The following is a 23,375-nucleotide window of genomic DNA, read 5'->3' on the forward strand; positions in this document are numbered from 1 at the left end:
GGAATGCCAACACAAGCTAAGGTTGCAACCGTTGCCGAATTAACCGAACGCCTAAACCGCGCTCAAATGCTTTTAGTTGCCGACTATCGCGGCTTGACAGTTGCCGAATTGAACGAACTTCGCAAGAAAGTTCGTGAAAAAGGCGGCGAGGTGATTATTGCAAAAAACACCTTGACCCGCTTGGCAGCACGCGAAGCAGGTAAAACTGAAATTGAAGAATTCTTGGGTGGCCCAACCGCACTGGCATTTTCATACGATGATATTCCAGGCGTGGCGAAGGCAATTGATGATTTCTTCAAAGCATCGAAGAAAGATATTAAGGTCAAAGGCGGGATCGTCGGTACCTCAAAAATCACTGGCGCAGATGTCGAACGGGTGGCCAAAATGCCAACCCGCGACGAAAGCTTGGCCAAGATCTTGGGCGGTATCAATGCTCCAGCAAGCCGAATTGTCGGTGGCTTGAAGGGTGTTATGCGCAATATTGCCTACATCCTCGGTGCACACGCACAAAAAGGTGCTGAAGGCTAATCGCATTCGTTCGGCGAATCGCCTAGCCTTTTCGCCAAATCAACTTTGAAATCCCTATTTTATTGCTTTGGAGGCAATTACACTCATGGCTTCAGAAAAAGTAACTGCATTGTTGGAAGAACTCAAAGGCTTGACCTTGGTTGAAGCTGCTGAATTGGCTAAGGAAATGGAAGAAGTATTCGGCGTTTCAGCCGCTGCTCCAGTGATGGTTGCTGGCGTTGCTGCTGCTGGCGATGCTCCAGCCGCTGCTGCTGAAGAACAAACCGAATTCACCGTTATCTTGAAGGGCGCTCCAGCCGACAAGAAAATCGCGATCATCAAAGCCGTTCGCGAAGTTGTCGCTGGCTTGGGCTTGAAAGAAGCCAAAGATTTGGTCGAAGGCGCTCCAAAACCAGTCAAAGAAGGTGTCAGCAAAGAAGAAGCCGAAGCTGCCAAGGCTGCTTTGGCCGCTGCTGGTGCAGAAATCGAAATCAAGTAAGTTTTTACTTGGCTTTCAGCCGACGTTTGGGGTTTAGCCCTCAAACGTCGGTTTTTTTGTTAATTTCAGGCTTGTTGCCCGCTATTCTGCCAAAATTGGATTAAACTGAGGAGAAGGCTTTTTTTCAGTTGTGAGTTGCCATGCTTGTTGTTGTTCAACTTATCAAAACGCGTTGGACAGTGCCCCACGGCCAACGTCCGCCGCAGTTGTGTCAAGGCACACCTGAACGTTTAAGTGTTATGCCGCTCCCACCCCATGGTTTTGTCCAAGGCGCTGTGTTGCATCACGCCGAATTCGATGAAACCAACGCCTATACCCGCCCAACTCGGGCCAATTTGCGCACCTACAGCGATTTGCGTCATCTGTATCATAATGGTTTAGGTTTGCGCCTCAATACGACTCCACAGCTTGAGGTGCTGTTGCGCTTGCCTGAACAAACGCTTTCAACCAGTTTGATGCAGTTGGCGATTGGCGAATGGGGTCAGCTGAGTTATAAAACCCGTTTTGGCTTGGAACGCGAGGCCACCTATACCAAATATGTCTTCAATATCACCTACCGCGCCTATCTTGACCCATTTGTATTTATGCGCGGCAGCCCGCAGCATACTATTCATTTGCCATTGGAGCAGACCCCATGAGCCTTGAGTATCTGTTGATTGGGGCATTAACTCGCGATCGTACATCAACTGGCTGGCAGCAGGGTGGCACTGGCACATTTGCGGCGCGAGCTTTAGCCGCTTGTGGCATTGCAACCACGATCATTACGCCAGCCCACGCCAAGATCATTTTTGATTTGCCGAGCAACAGCACGCTGGTGCGCTTGCCTAGTCGAGCCACTGCCACCTTTGAAAATCGCTATCATGGTGATGCTCGCACTCAGTGGCTGCATGCCGCGCCAACCCCGTTGGATTGGGCCAATCTTGCGCCGCATTGGCAACAAGCCAGCCTAGTGCACCTTGCACCCTTAGCCCAAGAATTAACCACAATTCCGCCGCGCAAGGTTTTTCCGCAGGCTATGATTGGCTTGACGGCCCAGGGTTGGCTCAGGCATTGGGATAGTTCGGGCCGAATCCAACCCAAACGTTGGCAACCGACCTCAACGGAGTTAGCTCAAATTGATGCTTTGGTGGTGAGCGATGAGGATGTTGGTGGTGATGTGCAGCTGGTTGCTGGTTGGGCGCAGCACTGTGGTTTGGTCGCAATGACCCAAGGCTCACATGGCGCAACGATTTGGGTTAATGCTCAAGCCCAGCATGTCGCGGCCTATCCAGTGTCAGTTAGTGACCCAACCGGAGCAGGCGATGTCTGGGCGGCGGCTTGGTTTTGGCGCATTCAGCAGGGTAGTTCGGCCTTGCAAGCCGCCGATTGGGCTTGTCAACAAGCTGCCTTGCACATTAGTGGTCAATTGGTCTAAGCGTCCTTACCGCCAGCCTTTATCCCGCTTGGTGAAGAAGTGGAGTTTCCAGTTTTAAGGATAACTGACGTTCCCTCACCCCCAACCCCTCTCCCACGGTGCGGGAGAGGGGAGTTTAGTTTTGTGGTTTTCCATGATTCAGGATGATTAATAAGTCAATTCCCCTTCGCCTGCTAGGCGGGAGAGGGGGCTAGGGGGTGAGGGAAACCTGATTTAGCGCAGCACAATAACTTCAACTTCAACCTGCACATCGCGAGGCAGGCGAGCGACTTGCACGGTCGAGCGAGCTGGTGGGTTTTCAGGGAAGTATTCGCCATACACGGCATTGACCGCTGCAAAGTCGTTCATATCAGCCAAGAAAATTGTGGTTTTAACGACTTTTTCAAAGTTGGTGTTGGCTGCCGTCAGTACGGCCCGAATATTTTCCATGACGCGGCGGGTTTGAGCCGTCACGTCGCCCTCGATCACTTGGCCGGTTGCTGGGTCAAGCGGAATTTGGCCTGAGCAGAACAACAATCCATCAATTGCGATTGCTTGTGAGTAGGGGCCAATTGCGGCGGGAGCATTAGACGTGCTGATAACTTCACGGGTCATTGAAAACTCCTTGATAGCTGCTTATTCTATCGAAATTGCTTGAAAATGCTCAAGTTGGGGTTGACCACGGGAGAGCGTGATCGCGATGGCATCGATGCGGTAATCGCCGAGCCATGGGGTTTGGGCTGCATCGAGGGCTTCTAAATAAGCTTGGAGCAAACGAGCTAAACGATGGCGTTTTTTGAGGGTCAATGATTCAGCGGCGCTGCCATGGGCTGTGCCTCGGCGGGTGCGCACTTCAATAATCACCAAGGTTGCCTGATCATAAGCGATCAGATCGATCTCACCCCAACGACAACGCCAACCGCTGGCGATCAGTTGATAGCCTAATTGTTGTAGATACTCAGCGGCGTATTGTTCGCCCCAACGCCCAAGTGCTTTGCGATCATCGGCCATGCTTGCTCCCCCTAAAATAGCAAGCGGACACGCGCCGTTGCGTGTCCTGAATGGTCAGTATCGATTAGCCGCGTTTGACGGCGAAGGCACTCCAGCCAGCAAATTTTGCTTGGCTATCGAGTTCTTCTTCGATTCGCAGCAATTGGTTGTATTTGGCTACGCGGTCGGTTCGCGCTGGCGCACCAGTTTTGATTTGACCAGCGTTGGTGGCAACCACCAAATCGGCTACGGTTACGTCTTCGCTTTCGCCTGAGCGGTGGCTGACGATCGCCGTCCAACCAGCACGTTGCGCCATTTGAATCGCATCAAGCGTTTCGGTCAAGGTGCCAATTTGGTTGAGCTTGATCAAAATACTGTTCGCTGAGTTTTCTTTGATCGCACGGTTGAGCCGTTCGACGTTGGTTACCAACAAATCGTCGCCGACCAACTGCACGCGATCGCCGATGCGTTGGCGCAACAACGACCAAGCACCCCAATCGTCTTCGTGCAAGCCGTCTTCGATTGAAATGATTGGATATTTGTTAACCAGATTTTCCCAGTAGCCCACCATTTCTTCGGAGCTAAGCTTGCGGCCTTCGCGGGCCAAGTTGTAGATGCCATTTTCGTAGATTTCGCTACATGCTGGGTCGAGTGCCAACATGACATCTTTGCCTGGGGTGTAGCCAGCTTTTTGAATCGCTTCGACGATCACTTCGAGAGCAGCTTCGTTTGATGGCAATGATGGCGCAAAACCACCTTCATCGCCAGTATTGGTGGCCAAACCACGGTCGTGCAGTACGTTCTTGAGCGTGTGGTAAATTTCCGCACCCCAGCGCAAAGCTTCGCGGAACGATGGAGCGCCAACTGGCATCACCATAAATTCTTGGAAGTCGGTGCTATCTTGGGCGTGCTTGCCACCATTCAAGATGTTCATCATTGGGACTGGCAAGGTATGCCCGAAAACCCCGCCAAGGTAGCGATAGAGTGGCAAACCAACTGACAATGCACCAGCTTTGGCTGTGGCCAATGAAACCCCTAAGATTGCATTAGCGCCAAGTTTACCTTTATTTTTAGTGCCATCAAGCTCAATCAAGGTCTTGTCAAGGGTAATTTGATCAAGTGCCTCTAAGCCTTCGATGGCTTCAGCAATATCTTCATTGACATGCTTTACAGCTTTGAGCACGCCTTTACCGCCATAGCGGCTTTTGTCGCCGTCGCGTAGTTCGACTGCTTCGTGTGCGCCAGTTGAAGCGCCCGAAGGAACAATTGCGCGGGCAAGCGTGCCATCTTCCAAACCGATTTCAACTTCAACGGTCGGGTTACCTCGGCTATCGAGAACTTCGCGACCGCGAACGTGCGTAATGAGTGCCATATTGAGAAGCCTCCTCAAGGGACACGAATCTTTATGCCCCATCATACCACGCTCTGTCCATTCGCTGGGTAGCGATTTCGCGACCTATCGAGAAAATATGAAGGATGATGGATGAGGGATGAAGGCTCTGGGCTAGCGAAACGTTTTGAGGGGTTGCAATAATTTCGATAGCCAAACGCCCAGAGCCTAGAGCCAAATCTTCGTGTCCTTCGTGCCCCTCGCGGTTTCGGTTATGCTGACCCCTGTCCCTGACCCCTGAAATCTAGGCTACAACTACGGTTTCAACCCCATCCAAAAAGCCATTGAGATCGGTGATGCGCACCCGCCCGACATTCGGGGCTGCTAACGAGGCTGCTTTGACAACCGAGGTATAGGTGGCATCGAATGCGCCTTGTTTGATGTAGCGTTCGCATTGTCGCCCTGAAATGCCACTAATTCGTCGCCCACTGGCATAAACCCCTGGGGTTTGCACAATGTAGGTTAATTGATCAGCGGCCAATGCTGAGGCGATCATCTGGGCTGCCGTATCAGCGTTGAGCAATTTCACTGCACCTGTGGCACTTTCCATCGCCAATGGAGCTAAAACTGGCAGCCAAGCCTGCTCTAGCAAATAGTGCAACACCTCAAAGCGCACAATTGGCTCATCGCTTTTGGGCAGCAAATACATCAATTCCAAATCCGAGCCACATAAGCCAATTGCTTGCAAATGATGTTGCGTCAGCGCAGCAACCAAGCGCGGATTGATCCCGCCACGCAAAGCCATGGCTGCAATTTCGGCAGCAGCCGGATGATTCGGGCCACCAATAGCGTTTAAGACGCGCGGCAAAATGCTGCCACCACCATGAATTAAAACCACTTGATCGTCGATGCTGCTTAAGGCACTAATTAATGTTTGCAATGAATCAGCTTGATCCACTTCGTAGCCGCTAATTTTGATTACGTGCGTCATTGCTGTTGTCCCCATCTGTGTTGTACACAATTGTAACGAGGGGGACTAGCCAACAATAGGATTAAAGATGACGAAGCGGTGACAGTTTATTTAGGCAATTGCGCTAATGCTTGCCAAACATGAGTTCGCTCCGGAAAGCCATTGGTTGCGCCTTTGACTGCAATTTTTCTGGCAGCCACATATTGCCCAAAACTCAGGGCTTGGCGGGGAGCCAAATCGCTGGCCAAACCTGCAATAAAACCAGCGCAAAACGCATCGCCTGCTCCCGTTTTATCGACGACTGGCCCAAGTTCAAAGGCTGGTTCATATTCGATTATGTTTGTTGTTCGCACGCCAAGGGTTGCACCATGATTGCCATGGGTTGCTACCACGATTTCAACCTCAAATTGCTGCCATAATCGGCGCATGAATTCATGACTATGCATAGCCAGTTGCTCAGTGCTAAGGATAACAATCGAAGCAGCTTGCAGAAAATCACGGTGATATTCGTCAATATCGATCAAGGCTTGTACATCGACAATGACTTTCCTGCCAGCTTCGCGGGCAGCTTGGGCAACGTAGCGACACCAGTTTTGGGTCGAGCAATAGACCCATTGGCTTTGTGCAAATAGCGCTGGTAATGTGGCTTCGGGGTAACGATAACGATGTACCGCTTTGGGGTCGTTGATGCACTGGCGATTCCCATCAGCATCAATTAATACAACTGTGCGCGAGGTTATTGGCCAATCGGGGCGAATGCAGTTGGTGGCTAAACCTTTGGCTTGGGCCAGTTGCAGCACCAGCTCAGCCATACGATCTTGACCAACTACACTACCAAAATGAACCTGGTGGCCCAGCGCAGTTAAGCCAACCGCGACATTGGCCGCAGCTCCGCCAATCTCATCGCTAATGCCATCGAAGCTAAATAATGTATCGCCCACGTGCAGTGGAAATTGCCCAATTGAAACGCTGGTATCAAGATTAAGATCGCCAAAAACAACAATCGCCTGATCCATTGTATGCTCCTCAAACTCAATAATTTAGTGGTTGCGCAGGGCTAGCGCGGGTGGGCGATAATCCATGGGGCTTCATACCAACCAACTTCGTGGTTGGGTTGCTCACGCCATTGCTGCAAAATATGTTGATGAAATGGCGCTAAAGCTGGGTATTGATCAGGTTCGAACCAACCCATTTGATCAACCTCACGCGAGGCTTGAAATGTGCCGCCAACCAGCTTGCCACACACCACAAACTCAAATTTAGGGCGATCGCGAGTAACGCCAATTAATGCCAAGCGTTCAGCGCGGACGTGCAAGCCCGATTCTTCATGTACTTCGCGTTCGAGGGTTTCGAGCGGCGATTCACCTTTGCTCATCCAACCGCCAGGCATGCCCCACGGATGCGAGCGGCGATAGGTATGATGAAACAATAATAAACGCCCCTGCTCATCGGTGATAATGCCTGCCACACCCAGCAAAAAGTGCGGGTTGATCAGATTAGCAGCGAGCCAGTGCAAGCGCGGCGGCAAACGAAAGCGTTTTAATAATGGAAAAATAAAGCTTGGTAATTCCACAAAAACCTCATAATTACGCTATTTGCTTTAGTATACGCCGAGATTGAGCTAGTGAGCTATGGCAGGCCAAACACAGCTTGAATGGTTAATGTAAACAACAAACACAAACCAAGATAAATTAAATGCCAAACTGCCCGCCACCGCCAATTTAGATTGTTAAAATTGAACTTGATCTGTTCGCTAACCACAATACCTAAACTAATGATGCCAAACCAAAGCGTAAATAGACTTGCGCCTGAGCCACGCACAAGCATCGTAACAGCATCATGAATTGCCCCACAGATAATAAATGTGAGCATAATTGCCAACCAGCGTGGCCCAATGCGGCGCAATGGCGCTTCAATATATCGTGCCAACCCATAGCCAAAAATCGGATTCCAATAACGCCAAAACCCAGCCAAACTATTAGCCCCAAATGCACGCTTTAACATGGCACTTAACGAGCCTTTGGCTCCAAGTGGTAAGCCAGTACGCCAGCGAATATAGGTTGTCAGTGAAATTCGTGATGCTGAGGTTGGAGTAGATTGTTCGTGCATTGAACGATTCCCATAATCAAGAATTAGCAGCGCTACGCAAAAACCCTGATTGGGTTACCAATTGCTTAATTTCGCTTAATAGAGGCCTAATTTGGTCAATTAAACAAAAAAGTAGAACATCCTAGTTGACAGAACATATGTATTTTTCTATAATAAAGACTAGAACGTCTATTCGTGTATGGCTGAATACCCACAGCCTCGTCGGCCCTGAAAGGAAGGCGCTTCAATGAGCGGATTATCGCAACGCCAACAACGGATCTATGATTACATCAAGCAATTTATTCGCACAAATGGCTATGCTCCGGCGATTCGCGATATTCAACGCGAGTTAAGTATTTCATCAACCTCAGTGGTTGCCTATAACTTACGCGCCCTCGAAAGCAAAGGCCATATCCGCCGCGAAGGTAATATCTCGCGAGCTATCGAATTGATCAATGCTGAGCAACCACTACCAACCGTGCTTGGTGGCCAACGGGTGCCAGTGCTGGGCGTAATTGCCGCTGGTCAGCCTATTCCAGTTCCCAACGATTCGGCCAACTCCGACGATTCGGTGTTAGTGCCCGAGGAAATTGTTGGCAGTGACAAGCTGGGCGATGTTTATGCCTTGCGGGTCAAAGGCTATTCGATGGTCGATGCCTTGATTGCCGATGGCGATATTGTCTTGTTGCGCTATCAGGCAACCGCCGAAAATGGCGAGATGGTCGCTGCCCGTATTCGCGATGAAAACGAAGTTACTTTGAAACGGATCTATTGGGAAGGCGACCGTGTGCGGTTGCAACCAGCTAACGTCACCATGGATGCAATGTACTATCCATCAACCAATGTGGAAGTGCAAGGCCGTGTGGTTGGGGTGATTCGTAACCTCGGCTAAAATCTAAATAAAACCACATAAACCCAAGGGACGGAATTATTTCCGTCCCTTTTTGTTGCTACGTTGATTAATCTTCTCTTGGGTTTCGATCAATTTGGCTTGCTGTTCTTGGAGTTTGTGTTGTTCTTGGGCTTTTTGCAGCGCTGCCTCGCCGAGTTTGATCCCAACATTTTTCATCTCTTGGTCGTAGGCTCGTTTACCCCGCCACAGCAAAAACGGAATCAACACGGGCCACCATGGCCGCAAATCTTGGAATTTCTGGCGATAATCCTCGACTTGGGCGCGAACTCTGGTGATATTGCTGAAGGTGGATAAGATTTTTTGTTTGACCATCACGTATACTCCCAACTAAAGCTAGTTGCATTATAGCTGAGATCGCCAAGCAATGGTCATTGTTTTGGTTCCCTCACCCCCTCACCCCCTCCTTTCAAGGGTAGGTTTTAACAATGATTGGGTGGGATATGGAGTCGATTTGCATGCCCTCACCCCCTGACCCCCTCTCCCGCACGCGAGGCGAGGAGGAACCGTTCTAGGAGTGCTCCCCTCGCCCACCGCAGTGGGCGAGGGGTTGGGGGTGAGGGGTCATGATGCATTGCTAACGCATATGGATAACCAAGAGTTAACTGGTTTCACCCAAACCTTCGTAGGCAGCGACAGCTAAACCAGCCCCGACGCTGGTAAAGGGATCTTGCTCGCGCAGCCGATCCTCAGTAAAGCGGTCGGCTAATAATTTGATAAAACGCGGAATTCGCGAGGAGCCGCCTGTGCGCAGCACCACATCAATTTGCTCGTGGCTCAGGCCAGCCGCGCGAACCGTGCGATCAACACAATCGCCAATGGCGCGGGCTTCGGGGCCAACGAGGCGCTCAAATTCAAAGCGGGGCAGCAAATGATCAAAATCAATATCTTTAACATGCATACTAATTTCAACTTGGCGTTCGCTCGAAAGTCGTCGTTTGGCCGCTTCGGCATGCTCATACAGCACCAACCCATAATTTTCGCGCACTAATGAGCGCAAGGCTTTGAGTTCTTTGGGTTTATCGCTGGTACGCACCGCTTCTTCGATGATATCGAGCATTTTTGGGGTGTGCATTTCGAGAATATTTTGCCAGTTGTCGAGGTGCTCCATCAAGGTAGCAGGTAAAGGCAATTTACGTGGGCCAAGCCGAGCACCATCACCAAAATATTGACGCAAGGCTCCCGTGACGATTTTGCTATCGAGCACGTCGCCGCCAATTGGCACGCCATCGGTCGCCAGTACTTGGCGCTTTGCGCCATCAATGGCCATCACGGTTACGTCGAGCGTCCCGCCACCAAAGTCGAAGACGATGATATTGCGGCGTTCGCGTTGACTAGCAGCAAAGGCATGGGCTGCGGCAACTGGCTCGGGCATAAAACTCACATTCGGCAAATCGGCTAATTCGCAGGCCTCACGCATGCGCCGAATTGCCAAAGCATCGCCTTCGGGTGTGCTGGCATAGTGCACAGGTCGGCCAACCGTAATTGCACTAATTTTCTCACCAGTAAAGCGCTCGATCTCGCGACGAATTGCCCGTAAGATTTTGGCGATCAATTCTTCGAGGGTGGTTTCTTGGCCAAACACATTGGTTCTGATGTAGGATGGATCGCGCAGCATGGTTTTGATCGATTGAAATAAACGGCCTGGTGGGTTGCTATCGATCAAGCCTTCGACGGCCTGCGTGATCGTGCCAACCCCTGCATAGGTGTTGGTAACTGTGCCAACATAGCGTCGCTCGTAGACAATTTCGCGGCCAACGTTGCCCTCAGTAAAGGCATTAATTGCTGCACGGCCAATCCGTTGCTGGCCTTCGGGCGTGATAAATAAGGCGGTGCGTAACACATTGGGATTCGCCGCTACGGAGTCTAGCGGAACCAAAGTTACCTTTGCGCCATCGTAAATTGCTGCGGTCGTATTAGTTGTTCCGAAATCTAAGCCTACCCGCATTGCAATGCCTCCTAAATTAAGATGGATGAGTTGCACGGCGAAATGCCGCCCAAACCCAAAACTGGGGGGCGGCTGGTGCAGACCATCGATTGTAACAAAGCATTTTACGCGCCATGATCGGTCGTAGGGCGGATGTTGGATGAGCAATTTTGGGCTTTTGCAAATAATACCTATTTAAAAATTCCATCGTTGGTTGGTTGCAGGCTTGCCAGCCCTCGATTAAGCTAGGTTTAGTATTGTTCGCTGAGGAGCTTTCGCATATGAGCCTCGCTCTTATTTCACACGATCATTATCTCGACCACGATCAGCCTGAGCACCCCGAAAATGCCAATCGTTTGCGGACGATTCATGCCATGCTGGCGGCTGATTATGAATTGCAACAACATTTAACCCCACATGCACCACGCCATGCAACTGCAGCTGAGATTGAAGCGGTGCATGTGCCCAGCCATTTGCCAACGCTGCAACGTATGGCCCAATTTGGCGATTGGGCTGATGCTGAAACCTATATTTTGCCAGATTCGGTCGAGATTGCCCGACTGGCTGCTGGCGGCGCGATTGTCGCGACCGATGCAGTGCTCAGTGGTCGGCAGCGCAATAGTTTTGCTTTGATCCGCCCACCGGGCCATCATGCGACCGCTGATCAAGCGATGGGATTTTGCTTGTTTAATAATGCGGCAATTGCGGCGGCTTTTGCTCAACGTGAATATGGCCTCAAACGAGTGGCGATTTTGGATTGGGACGTACATCATGGCAATGGAACCCAAGATATTTTTTATGAAAATCCTGATGTGTTGTATATCTCGACCCATGGCTGGCCGCTTTGGCCAAACTCGGGCCATTGGAAGGAGATGGGCGCGAAAGCTGGCTTGGGCACAACCCTCAACCTGCCATTACGGCCATTGACTGGCGATATGGGTTTTCATTTGGTATTTGAACAAGCAATTGCTCCAGCGATTCGGCGCTTCAAACCTGAGTTATTGATCATCTCGGCGGGCTATGATGCGCATATCTACGACCCATTGGGGAATTTGGCGCTCTCAACCGGCGGTTATGCCCAGCTATCTTCGATCGTGTATAATTTGGCCGCCGAGTGCTGCGATGGACGCTTGGTGGGCTTGCTTGAGGGTGGTTATAACCTCGAAGCTCTCGCTCAAAGCCTCAGTGCAACGCTGCAAACATGGGTTTCTGGTCAGCCTGCCCCGATTTTTAACCAAGAAGTCAGTCATACCCCAGAACCCGATGTTACATGGCTGATCGAGCATCTGCGCCGCGAACATCCGCTTTTGAAGGGATGAAGGATGAAGAACATAGAACATAGCGATCAAGGCTAGGGGGTTGGCAATGATGCCTATCCCTCACCCCCTAGCCCCCTCTCCCGCACGCGAGGCGAGGGGGAACCGCTTCGGCATTGCACCCATCGCCCGCCGCAGTGGGCGATGGGTCGGGGGTGAGGGGTCGGAGTTGATTGGCAACCTGCTGAACCATTAAACATAGAACATAGAACATAAAGATCAGGGGCTAGTTGTCAGGGGGCAGGTTTTGAGTTTTCGGTACAGCAAACGACCCATGCGATGTGGCGAGCAACCGTCACTCAAGAAACTGAAAACTGACCCCTCGCCCCTGACTTCTGGCCCCTCGAATACATACAAGGACACTTATGATTGCAGTGATCAATTATGGAGCTGGCAACTTGCCCAATGCAGTGCGAGCCTTGGAATATGTTCAAGCCCCAATCGAAGTGGTGACTGATCCGGCGGCGGTTCGAGCAGCTCAAGCAGTCGTTTTGCCTGGAGTTGGCGCGACCGCCGATACCATGCGCTCGTTGCGTGAAATGGGCATGGATTCAGCAATTCGCGAGGTAATCGCCCGTGGAACGCCATTTTTGGGCATTTGTGTGGGGATGCAAGTGTTGGCTGAGCAAAGCGAAGAATTTGGCTTGCACGAATGCCTTGGTTTAGTGCCAGGCACGATTCGCCGTTTTGAACAAGGCTTGAAAGTGCCGCAAATTGGCTGGAACGGCGTGCAGCACGATGGCAGCGCTTTGTGGGATGGGATTCCCAACGGAGCTGAATTTTATTTTGTGCATTCCTATTATTTAGCAACTGACGACGCGGCTTTGGTTACTGGCCGTACCGAGTATGGCCTGAATTTTCCAGCGGCGATTGCCCGCGATAATATCACTGCTGTTCAGTTTCACCCCGAAAAAAGCGGCCAATGGGGGCTAAAATTGCTGGGGAATTGGGTCAAGGGGGCAGTTGGCAGGGGTCAGGGATCAGAATAGCCGCTAAAATACCGATGATTTATTTTTGAGACAAAACTATGGCAGGGGTAACTAATCCCTCATCCCCGACCCCTAGCCCCTACGTTTTAGGAGAACCATGCAACTGATACCAGCAATCGATTTGCGCGATGGCCGTTGTGTACGGCTGGTGCAAGGTGATTTTGAACAAACAACCGTCTATGGCGATGATCCGGTAGCGGTCGCGCAGCGGTGGGAAGCAGCAGGCGCGGCGCGGATTCACATTGTTGATCTTGATGGAGCCAAAGCTGGCCGACCAACCCAAACCAGCACAATTGCTGCGATCACCAAAGCGGTCAGTGTGCCAGTGCAACTTGGTGGTGGCTTGCGCGATGCCGCCAGTGTTGCCGCTGCTTTTGAGCTTGGCGTGAGCGATGTGATTTTGGGCACAGTGGCGGTGCGCAACCCTGAATTGGTGGCCGAATTGGTGGGCCAATATGGCAAGGCGATTACGATAGGGATTGATGCCCGCAATGGGGTCGTGGCGACCGAAGGCTGGCTAGCCAGCAGCCGTCAACGAGCAACCGAACTGGCTGAACAAATGGGCCAACTCGGAGTTGCGCGGATCATCTATACTGATATTAGCCGTGATGGCACCTTGAGCGAACCAAATTATGCGCAAACGGCTGCCTTGGTAACCCCCGATGGCCCAGCAATTATCGCTTCTGGCGGGATTGCCCGCGTCGAACATTTGGCGCGTTTGGCAGAGCTTGGCATTAGCGGGGCAATTATTGGCACGGCGCTTTATACAGGCCATATCGATCTGGCCTCGGCAATTCAAACGATTGAACACGGAGGCTAAACGTGTCGTCATCGAAACAAGATATTACCGCTCGTTATGAAGAGGAGCGTTTACGCGCCCAAGAGCAATCGCAATTGCTCTATCTCCAGAATCAAATTGATGAATTGCGTCGTCAAATCAAAGACGTAAACGGCAAATACGCTTGGTCAACCGAGCAATCGCGTAAATCCGAGGCGGTGGTTGCCCAACTGCAAGGCATGATCGAGCGTCAAGCCCAAGAGCAAGCCCAAACCTTGGAAAGCTATCGCCGCGAATTGACCACCTTGCGCAAGGAAATTGCTAACAGCACTGTGCGCATGGACGATAGCGTCAAGCCAATTCGTGACATTCAGCTTTCGTTGGCCCAACAGCAAGAGCATCGCAAACAAGATTTACAAACATCACAAAGCTGGTTTGCGCGAATTGAATTGATGGAACAGCGCATGAGCGATTTTGAGGCGCGGATGCGTGAGCAAACTGAGCATTATCGTTCGCTGGGCGGCCAGATCGAGCACTTGCGGGCTGCCGATGCTGAAACTGTGCAAGATATGCGCAAACTCAGCGAAGATGTGCAAATTGAAAAGCAACAAATGCGTCGCCAAGCCGTCGAAACTCAACAAATGGTGATCGACATTGGCGAAGGCATTCGCGAATTGCGTTCGCGCTTCGAGCGGCTTGAAGATTTGCAAAAAGGCTTGGAAGCCCAAATCGAACCATTGCCCGAGCAAATTGAGGTTGTACGTGCTCAACTCCCCGATATGATCGCCGAAATTAAGCGGATCGAGCGGGTCAGCACCGAACGTTTCTTGATGAACCAAGAACGCTTGGAAGAATTACGCGGTCAACATAACGAGCAGCTTGATGAGTTGCGCAGTGCTGATGAAACCCATCTGCGCCAAATTATGAGTTCGTTGGAGCGAATTGATACCTGGTGTCATGAGTATGAATCGAAGCTCAGCCGCACCCAAAACCGCCTTGAAGATGCCCAAATTTCCAATTTGAGCCGCATGCAAGATTTTGAGCGGCGCGAAGTCCAAGCACTGAGCGATATGTTGGCGGCAATTCAAGGCCGCTTGCAAATTGCCCAAAGCGAAATTTTGGAACGCGGAAGCGAGATCTAAGCATGCTGACACGGCGAATTATTCCTTGTTTGGATGTGAAGGCTGGGCGTGTGGTCAAGGGCATCAGCTTTCTCAACCATCGCGATGCTGGCGATCCTGTGCAATTGGCGGCTTTCTACAACGAATCGGGCGCTGATGAATTGGTGTTTTACGATATTACCGCTTCATCCGATGAGCGCAATATTATGGTCGAAGTCGTTGAGAATGTGGCACGGCAGGTCTTTATTCCGCTAACGGTTGGCGGCGGCATTCGCACGGTCGATGATATGTATCGAATGTTGCGGGCTGGCGCGGATAAAGTTTCGATCAACACCGCTGCAGTGCTCAACCCACAATTAATCGAAGATGGAGCCAAGCGTTTTGGTTCGCAGTGCATTGTGCTTTCGATGGATGCCCGTCGGATCAACGAGCCAGGCCAACCCAGCCAATGGAATGTTTTTACCCATACTGGGCGCGATCCACGGCCAACTGGCTTGGATGCAATTGAATGGGCCAAACGCGTGGTCGATTTGGGCGCTGGCGAGTTGGTGATCAACAGCATGGATGCCGATGGGACTGGTGCAGGCTACGATAACGAATTATTATCGGCGATTAGCCAGCAAGTTGGCGTGCCCGTAATTGCCTCTGGTGGTGCAGGTAAACCCGAACATTTGCTAGCCGCATTGCACGAAGGCAAAGCCGATGCCGTTTTGGCGGCCTCGATCTTCCACTTTGGCACCTACACGGTCGAAGCCGTCAAAGAATATTTGACAGAGCAAGGTATTCCAATGCGTCGCACGCCGAGGCCTGTATGATCATTCGCATTCGTTTATTTGCGGGCTTGCGCGAAGCGCTCAATCAACATAGCCTGAGTTTGGATGTGGCTGAGGCTGCGACGGTTGGCACGGCGCTGGCTCAATTAGCTGAACTGTATCCCAAATTGCCCTTAACTGGCTTAGCCTATGCAATTAATCGCCAATATGTGACGCTTGAGGCGACGCTTCAGCCCAACGACGAACTGGCCTTGATTCCGCCAGTGAGTGGGGGCTAAAGTGCAAGTATTTTTGGTAACCGAGGCAGTTTTGCAGCCCGAGCCGTTGCGCCAGTTGGTCAGCGACCCCGGCCATGGTGCGATTGTGCTGTTTGAAGGCGTGGCTCGCAATAATTTTGGTGGGCGAGCAACGGCCTACTTGGAGTACGAAGCCTATCCCGAGATGGCCGAGCAGCAATTAGCCTTGTTGGGGCAACAAGCCCAAGCTCAATTTGGCATTGGCAAGGTGGCGATTCACCATCGGGTTGGCGTGTTGCAAATTGGCGAAACTGCCGTGCTGATTGCAATTGGCTCGGCCCATCGTGGCGCGGCATTTGCTGCGGTGGCTTGGCTGATGGATCAAATCAAGTTGGTTGTGCCAATTTGGAAATGTGAGCACTGGGCCGATGGTTCGCAAGAATGGGTGGGTCAGCGTTGAAGCACTAAGGTGAGCTATGCGATTGCTCGAAAAACTAGCACGATGGTGGTGGCGTTGGCTTCTAACAACAATTAGTTTGTTGGGCATGGCGCTGCTTGGCGTAATCGTGGCGAGTATCGCTGGCTGGGTTCCGCAACCAAGCGTTTTGCGCCTAACGCCGTTGGCTGGTAGCCGCGAATTGCCGCCAGCCACGGCCTTGGAATTTAATTTCAATCTGCCGATGGATCGATCGAGCGTCGAAGATGCTTTGGTGATTACGCCGCCGGTGCGTGGACGTTGGCATTGGGAAGGCCGCTCTCGCGCTCGTTGGCAGCCTGAATTTGGCTGGACACCAGGCACAACCGTGACGGTGCAATTACGCCCAACCGCTCAATCGATGTTGCGCCAAACCCTAGCGACGACGGTTACCACTCAATTTGCCGCCGCACCCGCTCCATTGTTGGTGTTTCGTTCACCGCTGCCCAATGCGATTATCGCTCCCAATACTCCGATTTTGTTGCGCTTCAATCGGGCGATGATCGACTATGCCAACCAAACTGAGCGTGGCTTAGCCGAATTAAGCATCGAGCCAAACGCCGCTAGCCAAGTGCGTTGGCTCGATGATCGCAGCGTTTTGGTGCAGGTGCAATGGCAGGTTGGTCAGCAATATCAACTCAAACTTCAAAATCTCAATGATCTGCTGGGCATTCCCGTTCAGACCACCGAATGGCAAGTGCAGGTGAGCGAACCAAACCTGATTGCGCCGCCAACAGCCCAAACCCTTCAAGCCGATCAAGCCGTGGAATGGGCTTTTGAGGGTTTGCTTGATCAAACTACAACCCAACAATTGATCAAGCGGATTCAATTTACTCCCGCTGTGAGCACAACATGGCAGGTGCGGTATCAACCTGAGCCACAGCCGCAAACCATCATTCAGGTCTTGCCTGCTCCGGTTTGGCCGACTGGTCAAGCCCTTACCACCAGCCTACAACTTAGCCAGCCGATCACCCAGGTTTGGCAAATTCAGTCCAACTTGCAATTAATTGGCTCAGTGCCAGGCCGTGGCGGCAGTTTGGCCGTTGATGATCCATTGCGTTTGCTGTTCAATCAAACGCCTGAGCGCCAGCAACTTGCCGAGCAACTGTTAATCGAGCCTGAAGTTGCGAATGTGGCGATTAACATCAACAATCAACAGGCCTTAATTAGCGCTGCTTGGCAACCAAGCACTGTTTACACCTTGACCTTGGCTGGCTCTGCTCCGCTGACCTTTCGTACCCAAACCCAAGCCCAACCATTGCAAATTGAAGGCGTAGGTTATTCGTTGTTGTTGCCGGAAACGACCGCCGAATTGCGGCTGAGCGGACGCGAAAATAGCCGACTCACTGCGAGTTTGTATGTGGTTGATCGGGCGGTTTTGGCAGCGGCCTTACAACAACCGCAAACCCCGCTCAATCCGCAGCGTTATAATTTGCAACCGCAACAGCAATGGCAGATTGCGGCTGGCCCTGAACGAACTATCAGCATCACCCCAACTCAAGCGGCGTTATTGCTGCAAGTGCAAGCTCCCAATACCGAACTTGTGCAACATGTCTTGATTTGGACACCCTATCGAGCACAATTGTTGGCGACCCCCGAGCAAGCCCAAGCATGGATTGTCGATCTGGCCAATCGTCAACCAGTCGCCGCCGCAGATTTGAGCATTTTGGCGGGCGCGAATCAACTTGCCACAGGCCAGAGCGATTCGCAAGGGCTTTGGCAAACCGCAATTCAGGGCAGTAGCGGGCGTTTGGTCTTGCTTGGCGGCGAGCCGCAAGCGCCGATTGTGGCCGAAACAATTATTCGACCGCAACGCCAAGCTCCAAGTTTGAGCAGCCAATTGCTGCTTGACCGCCAGAGTTACCAAGCCAACCAACAACTGACGATTATCGGTAGCAGCGAGTTTGCAACCGATCTGGTAACTACGCCAACCCTAACTTTGGCTGTGCTTGATCCCAGTGGCCAAGCGATTGCGCCCGAACAAACTTTGGTGGTAAGCCAAAGCCTCTGGACAACCAAGGTGCAACTTGCCGCCGATGTTCAACCAGGTTTGTATCAAGTGCGACTGCGCTATGCCAACCAAGTGATTGCCAGCCAAAATTTTGTGGTCAATCAGCCAAATTTGGTGTATCGTGTGGTTTTGCCCGAAGTTCAAGCGACCAATGCGATCGTGCCAGCTGAAATCATCAGCGATTTACCGAACCAACATGGCCTGTGGCGCTTGCTTGATCAACGTAATCGCCAAGTGACTGCTGGTAGCTGGTATAGCAACGCTGCTGGAATTGCCCAGTTTGATTATCAACAGAGCCAAACGTTGTTGGGCGATTATGTGCTCGAAGTTCAGCTTGGTGAGCAAGTTAGCTATCATCCCAGCCAAATTCGCTATGTTGCGCAATTGGCTGCCAAGGCCGAGCAACAGTTGCTCAATCCTAATCAACCAACCAACATCAGCTTCCAACTGCGTGATCAACAGGGCATGGCTTTGGCCAATCGCGCTTTGCAAATCGAGGTTCAAGGTGCAATTACTAGCACCCAAAGTTTGCGTACCAATGCTGCTGGCGAGGTTATTTGGCGCACCAATGGCTTACGTTCGGGCTTGTGGCTGATTCGTGCTAGCAGCCCCGATGCTGCCAGTGTAGAAGTGCCATTATGGGTGCTTGGCGTAACTACTGAACAAGCGATTGGCCGGAGCCAAAGCAATTTGGTGGAAACTGCCGAGCTAGCCCTTGCCCCGCTTACCAATCTGGCGGCTACTAGTGTTTTGGTCAGCTGGTTTGAAGGCGGCACACTTCGCCAGCAAATTCAGCCTTGGGTTGCGGGCCAGCGCATCGCAATTACGCCTAGCCTGAGCAATACTCAGCAATTAGAGGTGGCTTTGGCTTGGCTCGATGCTGAGCAATTAATCAGTAGCAGCAGCCAAATTCCCTTCCAAGCAGTTGCCCCGCTCGATTTGACGATGGTTGTCAGCGGCTCGCAATTGGTGCTGGCAACCCAACGTGCTGGTCGGCCTGTTTCGAGCATGATTGGTTTGAGTTTTCAGTCAATCCAAATGTCAGCGAGCCAACAGCGGCTTGTCCGTACAGCCAGCAATGGCCAGGCAGTGCTCGATTTGCAGGGGTTTGGTGAGGGTTGGCAGATTCAGGCCTTAGCCAGCGATGGCTTGAATAGTGCCGAGGCTACAACCCTGTTTAGCCCAAATCCGTTGATCGATGTCCAAATGCTACTGCCCGAACGCTTGATTGTGGGCGATCAGCTGAGTGTGACCGCCCGCTTGAATTTGCTGGCAACGCGCGGTGGTATTCCCACCATACGCTTAAGTGTTGATTCGACCGATCTTGCGGCATTGACTGAGCCAACCACGGGCAATAGTGGCCGAATTTATACTACGACCCAAACTTTGGTTGCCACCAATCTTGGTACGACCACGCTTACCGCAACTATTGAAGTCAATCAGCAAACCCAAATTATCACCAAAGCCCTGACAATTCAGCCACCAAGCCAAGTGCGTTTGCAACAAAGCCGTTTGTTGACCGAAGCGACCGATATTACTTGGCAAGTGCCAATGGCTAACCAATCAGCCTCGATCAACATTGCGATTGCCAGTTTAGCCCAAGCCAGCCAAGCCTTGCCTAGCCAATTGCAAGGCGATGACCCCTTGACTTTGGCTGGACGAATTGCCATGGCCCGCTATACAGCTCAGCCTGCGCATGCTGAGATTGAATTATTGGCCAAGCAGCAGCTTGCCAATGGCAGCTGGAGTTGGGATGCGCAGGCGGGAGATTTGCAATTAACTGCTTTGATTGTGCAACTGATTGCTAGCGAACAACGTTCGCCCCAACTGCGCCAGCTTGAAGAGCAAGCAACCCGTTGGTTAGCCTTGGTTAGCCCGCTTGATCCCGATTTGCGCAGCGAAATGTTGTTGGCCTTGGCACAAAGCGGCAAAACAGTTGAGGCTCAAATCACCAGTTTGCTCAAAAATCGCCAATTAACTACGGCTCAACGGTTGCGCTTGATTTATGGCTTGGTGCTGCTTGATTCACCGCAAGCTGATCAATATTTGCTTGAAGTGCGCCAGATGTTGGCGCAACCCTTGGAGCCAAGTGTTTGGATGAGCCGCACCCGCCAAGCGGCGCTGATCGGCTTGATTTTTGAGCGCAGTCAGCCAAGCTCAGCCTTGCGTGCTCAAGTGCTTAATAGTATCGCCGAGGGCTGGAATGGCGCGACATGGGAAGATTTGCCCAGTAGCGTGGCGGTATTTCAGCTAACCCAACAAGATTTTCCGACCCGTGGCAATTATCGTTTGGGCTTGAATGGCACAACGTTGAGCGATTATGATCAAGCCAGCAGCCTGAGCTTGCCAATTACCAACCAACTTAACTTGCAGATCGAGCCGAATGGCCCAATCTTGCTGGCTAGCCAAGCTAGCTGGCAAAACCCAGCCGCTCAAGCTCACTTGCTCCATTCCAGTAGCGATGATCAATTGGTTTATGGTGAGCAATGGCTGTGGCAAGGCTATTTAGTGCTTGAACACGATCTGCCAAGCTTGCAATTACGCTTAGCTACGCCCAGGGGTGTTGAGTGGCAACTTGGTTCAGCCACAGGCTTGAATTGGCATGATGGTCAGTTCAGTGCCGCCAATGTTCGGGCCGGCATTTACCCAATTCAACTGTTGGGTGTGGCTCGCCACAAGGGTCAATTTGCTTGGCCAGCGCCCCAATTAACCAGCGGCGGCCAGATCATTGAGCTTGAACAAACCGCGCCGTCAGTGCTAATTCGCTGATGGTACAATAGAGACATCTTTATTTTCAGAATTAAGGCACATCAATGCGTATTCCAGAAGCAATTCAATGGATTGAACAATCGGGCAATGTTTTAGCCCAAGCCAAAATAACCCACATGCTTGAGGCAACTCCAGCAGATGACGAACTACTTGATCAATTAGCTGCCCTGCAAAACGACGATGGTGGTTTTCCACTGAATGGCGTGGCTGGCCGCCCGAGCACCCTCAACGATAGCTGCAACATTATTCGCCATTTTGTCGAACTTGAAGCCAGCGATCATCCGGCGGTAGCTACGGCGAGCCGCTTTATTCTCGATGCTCAATCGCCGCGTGGTTGGTGGCGCGAAGGCAACAATTTGGCGATCTATAGCCCGCCATTGTGGATGGATAGCGAGTCGGATGCAGCACTGATCTATACGACCGCTGTTTGTTCGGCCAGCCTAGCGCTGTTGGATAACCCCGAAGTCAACGTGGCAGCAGATAAAGCCAACACTTGGTTGCTCGGTCAAATTGCCAATAACGGCTTGTTGCCAGGCTTTCGAGTTGAAGCAACTGGTTGGGCGATGTTAGCAGCGGTTTTGTTGGGTCACCGCGAAAGTCGGCCAGTCAAGCGCATGTTGGGCGGTCTAGGCGATTTGCTTTCGACCGATTGGGATGCCCCAAGCCTCGCAGTGATGTTGAATGCTGCGGGAATTGCCCGTATTCCCCGCATGACCCGAGCCGTTACCCAGGCGATTAACTTACTGCGCAATTTGCAACAACCAAGTGGTGCTTGGCTCAACGAAGATGGCCTGCCTGATCCCTTGCTAACAGCATGGATTGTACGGATTGTCCGGCGCTTCGGCTTACGCTAAATTTCATCGATTCACTTAACGTTGCTGCCCTGCTCTGAAGGCTCAGAGTGGGGCAGTTTGGCTTGATCGTCCTAAAGGACTAGTGGCGACAGATCGAAAGATCATTTTGCAAATTGAGCAATCTTGGCATAATCGTGATTAATCGCTGCGAATTGCTGCAACTATTTTTTGCGGGTCAGCGTCTCAAGCAACAGAAGCCACGCTGATGGCAAGGAGTTGTATACTGTGGCCGAACCAACTACAGAAATTTTATATCGCGCTCAACGCAATGACCCCGAAGCAATGGGAGCATTGATTGTTAGCCAACAACATTATATTTACAACATCGCCATGAGCGTGATGCGCCAGCCCGAAGATGCCGCTGACCTAACCCAAGATGCTTGTATCAAGCTGTTGCGGGTGATTGGCCAGTATAATGGCGAAAGTCGGTTTACCACTTGGCTCTATCGTTTGGTGATCAACCTTGGGCGTGATGAGCTGCGTAAGCGTGGCCGCCGTGCTCCAGAGATGCCACCAATGACCGATGACGATGGTGAAACCGTCGATCCATTATCGAGCATTGCCGACGATAATCGTTGGGCCGACCCTCAAGAAGTGGCAACCAACCACGAGTTGCGGGCCGAAGTAACCCAAGCCTTGGATAAACTTGAAGATCATTATCGTTTAGCATTAACTCTCTACTATTTTGATGATTTGCGGTACAATGATATTGCTGAAATTTTGGAAGTACCGCTGAATACGGTCAAAAGCTATATTCGCCGTGGTAAAGAGCGGCTTGCCTTGCTCTTAGGTGCTAATCAATCGGAAGCAATTTTGCCTGCCAAACGTGAACCTGTTGCCGATGAACGGCCAAACCGCGGTCGCTTTGCCTTTGCCCTAGGATTGCGCTGAGGTGTGTCATGAAGCGTTGTGAATATCGTACCAACTATGATCTGCGCGAAGAAGCGCTTGATCCACAACTTACAGACCATCTGGCTGAATGTGAAAGCTGTGCGCAACGTGCTCGTCGCGCCGAAGCCTTCGATACGGTCGTGCGCTCAGCGATGATTACCAGTGTTCCCGATGATCTGACTGCCAAGCTTTTAGCCTTGGTGCCAGGTTTGATGCCGCCAATGTTGGTGCGCAGCAAGCACTGGAAGTTGCAACGCCGCGCCTTTGTGGGGCTAAGTGGCTTTGCCAGCATTTTGGCGCTTGGTTTGCTGATCTATGGGGTGTATCTCTTGGCCAACACGGTTGGGGTTGGCGATTGGCTGGCGACTGCTAGCACTTGGCCTGGCGTTGCGATCGATTGGCTCTATCGGCATATTCCATCATCGCGCTCGTTTGTGGCCGCAATGATTGCCGTGCGCCAACCATTGCAATGGATGATTTTGTTGCTGCTAATTTGGCAAGTCTGGGAACGCATGCCGCTGCCGAACAATCGACAAACCGCCTAAAAA

At 51.6% G+C, this 23,375-nt stretch carries 25 protein-coding genes; 16 read left to right on the forward strand and 9 right to left on the reverse strand.

Annotated features, from left to right (window positions below; all coding sequences use genetic code 11):
- Positions 1–3 precede the first annotated feature (3 nt).
- The 4 genes from rplJ (at position 4) to ABEB26_RS18160 (ending at position 2,420) form a co-directional block, all read left to right on the forward strand.
- On the forward strand, positions 4–528 hold the full coding sequence (rplJ, locus tag ABEB26_RS18145; protein WP_345723453.1) for a 50S ribosomal protein L10: 525 nt from the start codon (positions 4–6) through the stop codon (positions 526–528).
- Between the two features lie 85 nt (positions 529–613).
- Positions 614–1,006, forward strand: a complete 393-nt coding sequence (gene rplL, locus ABEB26_RS18150) for a 50S ribosomal protein L7/L12 (RefSeq protein ID WP_012187701.1) — start codon at positions 614–616, stop codon at positions 1,004–1,006.
- A 140-nt stretch (positions 1,007–1,146) separates the two neighbouring features.
- Entirely contained in the window at positions 1,147–1,644 is a 498-nt protein-coding gene (locus ABEB26_RS18155) for a hypothetical protein (protein ID WP_345723455.1), read from the forward strand.
- Positions 1,641–2,420, forward strand: a complete 780-nt coding sequence (locus ABEB26_RS18160; protein ID WP_345723456.1) for a PfkB family carbohydrate kinase — start codon at positions 1,641–1,643, stop codon at positions 2,418–2,420. The genes ABEB26_RS18155 and ABEB26_RS18160 overlap by 4 nt, the downstream gene beginning before the upstream one ends.
- Before the next feature lie 213 nt (positions 2,421–2,633).
- On the opposite strand, the gene ABEB26_RS18165 is transcribed toward ABEB26_RS18160, so the two are convergent.
- The 7 genes from ABEB26_RS18165 to ABEB26_RS18195 all read right to left on the reverse strand — a co-directional run bounded on the left by ABEB26_RS18165 (position 2,634) and on the right by ABEB26_RS18195 (position 7,798).
- Entirely contained in the window at positions 2,634–3,014 is a 381-nt protein-coding gene (locus ABEB26_RS18165; RefSeq protein WP_345723457.1) for a RidA family protein, read from the reverse strand.
- Positions 3,015–3,035: 21 nt separating this feature from the next.
- Positions 3,036–3,410 carry a YraN family protein gene (locus ABEB26_RS18170; protein ID WP_345723458.1) on the reverse strand — a complete coding sequence of 125 codons (375 nt, stop codon included), beginning with the start codon at positions 3,408–3,410 and terminating at the stop codon, positions 3,036–3,038.
- Between the two features lie 64 nt (positions 3,411–3,474).
- On the reverse strand, positions 3,475–4,761 hold the full coding sequence (gene eno / locus ABEB26_RS18175) for a phosphopyruvate hydratase (RefSeq protein WP_345723459.1): 1,287 nt from the start codon (positions 4,759–4,761) through the stop codon (positions 3,475–3,477).
- A 262-nt stretch (positions 4,762–5,023) separates the two neighbouring features.
- On the reverse strand, positions 5,024–5,710 hold the full coding sequence (locus tag ABEB26_RS18180) for an amino acid kinase family protein (RefSeq protein ID WP_345723460.1): 687 nt from the start codon (positions 5,708–5,710) through the stop codon (positions 5,024–5,026).
- 86 nt (positions 5,711–5,796) lie between these two features.
- Entirely contained in the window at positions 5,797–6,705 is a 909-nt protein-coding gene (locus ABEB26_RS18185; protein ID WP_345723461.1) for a carbohydrate kinase family protein, read from the reverse strand.
- A 41-nt stretch (positions 6,706–6,746) separates the two neighbouring features.
- Positions 6,747–7,262: an NUDIX hydrolase gene (locus ABEB26_RS18190; RefSeq protein WP_345723462.1), complete on the reverse strand. Its 516-nt coding sequence runs from the start codon at positions 7,260–7,262 to the stop codon at positions 6,747–6,749.
- A gap of 56 nt (positions 7,263–7,318) precedes the next feature.
- Positions 7,319–7,798: an MBOAT family protein gene (locus tag ABEB26_RS18195; RefSeq protein WP_345723463.1), complete on the reverse strand. Its 480-nt coding sequence runs from the start codon at positions 7,796–7,798 to the stop codon at positions 7,319–7,321.
- A 226-nt stretch (positions 7,799–8,024) separates the two neighbouring features.
- Here ABEB26_RS18195 and lexA point away from each other — a divergent pair, with 226 nt between their 5' ends.
- Positions 8,025–8,669 (forward strand): transcriptional repressor LexA, encoded by a 645-nt coding sequence (gene lexA, locus ABEB26_RS18200; RefSeq protein ID WP_345723464.1) that lies wholly within the window; start codon positions 8,025–8,027, stop codon positions 8,667–8,669.
- 36 nt (positions 8,670–8,705) lie between these two features.
- Here lexA and ABEB26_RS18205 read toward each other — a convergent pair whose 3' ends face one another.
- Together ABEB26_RS18205 and ABEB26_RS18210 are read right to left on the reverse strand one after the other, a co-directional pair.
- Positions 8,706–9,002 (reverse strand): hypothetical protein, encoded by a 297-nt coding sequence (locus tag ABEB26_RS18205; RefSeq protein ID WP_345723465.1) that lies wholly within the window; start codon positions 9,000–9,002, stop codon positions 8,706–8,708.
- Between the two features lie 286 nt (positions 9,003–9,288).
- Positions 9,289–10,635, reverse strand: a complete 1,347-nt coding sequence (locus ABEB26_RS18210) for an Hsp70 family protein (RefSeq protein WP_345723466.1) — start codon at positions 10,633–10,635, stop codon at positions 9,289–9,291.
- Positions 10,636–10,895: 260 nt separating this feature from the next.
- On the opposite strand from ABEB26_RS18210, the gene ABEB26_RS18215 reads away from it, so the two are divergent.
- The 11 genes from ABEB26_RS18215 to ABEB26_RS18265 all read left to right on the forward strand — a co-directional run bounded on the left by ABEB26_RS18215 (position 10,896) and on the right by ABEB26_RS18265 (position 23,372).
- Positions 10,896–11,933, forward strand: a complete 1,038-nt coding sequence (locus ABEB26_RS18215) for a histone deacetylase family protein (RefSeq protein ID WP_345723467.1) — start codon at positions 10,896–10,898, stop codon at positions 11,931–11,933.
- A 362-nt stretch (positions 11,934–12,295) separates the two neighbouring features.
- Entirely contained in the window at positions 12,296–12,919 is a 624-nt protein-coding gene (gene hisH, locus ABEB26_RS18220; protein WP_345723468.1) for an imidazole glycerol phosphate synthase subunit HisH, read from the forward strand.
- Positions 12,920–13,016: 97 nt separating this feature from the next.
- On the forward strand, positions 13,017–13,739 hold the full coding sequence (gene hisA, locus ABEB26_RS18225; protein WP_345723469.1) for a 1-(5-phosphoribosyl)-5-[(5-phosphoribosylamino)methylideneamino]imidazole-4-carboxamide isomerase: 723 nt from the start codon (positions 13,017–13,019) through the stop codon (positions 13,737–13,739).
- Between the two features lie 2 nt (positions 13,740–13,741).
- On the forward strand, positions 13,742–14,839 hold the full coding sequence (locus tag ABEB26_RS18230) for a coiled-coil domain-containing protein (RefSeq protein WP_345723470.1): 1,098 nt from the start codon (positions 13,742–13,744) through the stop codon (positions 14,837–14,839).
- 2 nt (positions 14,840–14,841) lie between these two features.
- Positions 14,842–15,633 (forward strand): imidazole glycerol phosphate synthase subunit HisF, encoded by a 792-nt coding sequence (hisF, locus tag ABEB26_RS18235; RefSeq protein WP_345723471.1) that lies wholly within the window; start codon positions 14,842–14,844, stop codon positions 15,631–15,633.
- A complete protein-coding gene (locus tag ABEB26_RS18240; RefSeq protein ID WP_345723472.1) occupies positions 15,630–15,869 on the forward strand; it encodes a MoaD/ThiS family protein in 240 nt (79 codons plus the stop codon). Before hisF ends, ABEB26_RS18240 begins: the two co-directional genes overlap by 4 nt.
- Position 15,870: 1 nt before the next feature.
- Positions 15,871–16,287: a molybdenum cofactor biosynthesis protein MoaE gene (locus ABEB26_RS18245; protein WP_345723473.1), complete on the forward strand. Its 417-nt coding sequence runs from the start codon at positions 15,871–15,873 to the stop codon at positions 16,285–16,287.
- A gap of 16 nt (positions 16,288–16,303) precedes the next feature.
- A complete protein-coding gene (locus tag ABEB26_RS18250) occupies positions 16,304–21,082 on the forward strand; it encodes an Ig-like domain-containing protein (protein ID WP_345723474.1) in 4,779 nt (1,592 codons plus the stop codon).
- Between the two features lie 44 nt (positions 21,083–21,126).
- Positions 21,127–21,936, forward strand: coding sequence for a prenyltransferase/squalene oxidase repeat-containing protein (locus tag ABEB26_RS18255; protein WP_345723475.1), 810 nt, complete (start codon positions 21,127–21,129; stop codon positions 21,934–21,936).
- A gap of 225 nt (positions 21,937–22,161) precedes the next feature.
- Positions 22,162–22,827: an RNA polymerase sigma factor gene (locus ABEB26_RS18260; RefSeq protein WP_345723476.1), complete on the forward strand. Its 666-nt coding sequence runs from the start codon at positions 22,162–22,164 to the stop codon at positions 22,825–22,827.
- 8 nt (positions 22,828–22,835) lie between these two features.
- The gene (locus tag ABEB26_RS18265) at positions 22,836–23,372 is read left to right on the forward strand and encodes a hypothetical protein (protein WP_345723478.1); all 537 of its coding nucleotides are present in this window, start codon (positions 22,836–22,838) and stop codon (positions 23,370–23,372) included.
- Positions 23,373–23,375 lie beyond the last annotated feature (3 nt).

The organism is Herpetosiphon gulosus (assembly GCF_039545135.1).
Taxonomy (GTDB): Bacteria; Chloroflexota; Chloroflexia; order Chloroflexales; family Herpetosiphonaceae; genus Herpetosiphon; species Herpetosiphon gulosus.

Coding starts and splice junctions, on each gene's coding strand:
- rplJ (WP_345723453.1), top strand. CDS start 4: ATGCCAACACAAGCTAAGGTTGCAACCGTTGCCGAATTAACCGAACGC.
- rplL (WP_012187701.1), top strand. CDS start 614: ATGGCTTCAGAAAAAGTAACTGCATTGTTGGAAGAACTCAAAGGCTTG.
- ABEB26_RS18155 (WP_345723455.1), top strand. CDS start 1,147: ATGCTTGTTGTTGTTCAACTTATCAAAACGCGTTGGACAGTGCCCCAC.
- ABEB26_RS18160 (WP_345723456.1), top strand. CDS start 1,641: ATGAGCCTTGAGTATCTGTTGATTGGGGCATTAACTCGCGATCGTACA.
- ABEB26_RS18165 (WP_345723457.1), bottom strand. CDS start 3,014: ATGACCCGTGAAGTTATCAGCACGTCTAATGCTCCCGCCGCAATTGGC.
- ABEB26_RS18170 (WP_345723458.1), bottom strand. CDS start 3,410: ATGGCCGATGATCGCAAAGCACTTGGGCGTTGGGGCGAACAATACGCC.
- eno (WP_345723459.1), bottom strand. CDS start 4,761: ATGGCACTCATTACGCACGTTCGCGGTCGCGAAGTTCTCGATAGCCGA.
- ABEB26_RS18180 (WP_345723460.1), bottom strand. CDS start 5,710: ATGACGCACGTAATCAAAATTAGCGGCTACGAAGTGGATCAAGCTGAT.
- ABEB26_RS18185 (WP_345723461.1), bottom strand. CDS start 6,705: ATGGATCAGGCGATTGTTGTTTTTGGCGATCTTAATCTTGATACCAGC.
- ABEB26_RS18195 (WP_345723463.1), bottom strand. CDS start 7,798: ATGCACGAACAATCTACTCCAACCTCAGCATCACGAATTTCACTGACA.
- lexA (WP_345723464.1), top strand. CDS start 8,025: ATGAGCGGATTATCGCAACGCCAACAACGGATCTATGATTACATCAAG.
- ABEB26_RS18205 (WP_345723465.1), bottom strand. CDS start 9,002: ATGGTCAAACAAAAAATCTTATCCACCTTCAGCAATATCACCAGAGTT.
- ABEB26_RS18210 (WP_345723466.1), bottom strand. CDS start 10,635: ATGCGGGTAGGCTTAGATTTCGGAACAACTAATACGACCGCAGCAATT.
- ABEB26_RS18215 (WP_345723467.1), top strand. CDS start 10,896: ATGAGCCTCGCTCTTATTTCACACGATCATTATCTCGACCACGATCAG.
- hisH (WP_345723468.1), top strand. CDS start 12,296: ATGATTGCAGTGATCAATTATGGAGCTGGCAACTTGCCCAATGCAGTG.
- hisA (WP_345723469.1), top strand. CDS start 13,017: ATGCAACTGATACCAGCAATCGATTTGCGCGATGGCCGTTGTGTACGG.
- hisF (WP_345723471.1), top strand. CDS start 14,842: ATGCTGACACGGCGAATTATTCCTTGTTTGGATGTGAAGGCTGGGCGT.
- ABEB26_RS18240 (WP_345723472.1), top strand. CDS start 15,630: ATGATCATTCGCATTCGTTTATTTGCGGGCTTGCGCGAAGCGCTCAAT.
- ABEB26_RS18250 (WP_345723474.1), top strand. CDS start 16,304: ATGCGATTGCTCGAAAAACTAGCACGATGGTGGTGGCGTTGGCTTCTA.
- ABEB26_RS18255 (WP_345723475.1), top strand. CDS start 21,127: ATGCGTATTCCAGAAGCAATTCAATGGATTGAACAATCGGGCAATGTT.
- ABEB26_RS18265 (WP_345723478.1), top strand. CDS start 22,836: ATGAAGCGTTGTGAATATCGTACCAACTATGATCTGCGCGAAGAAGCG.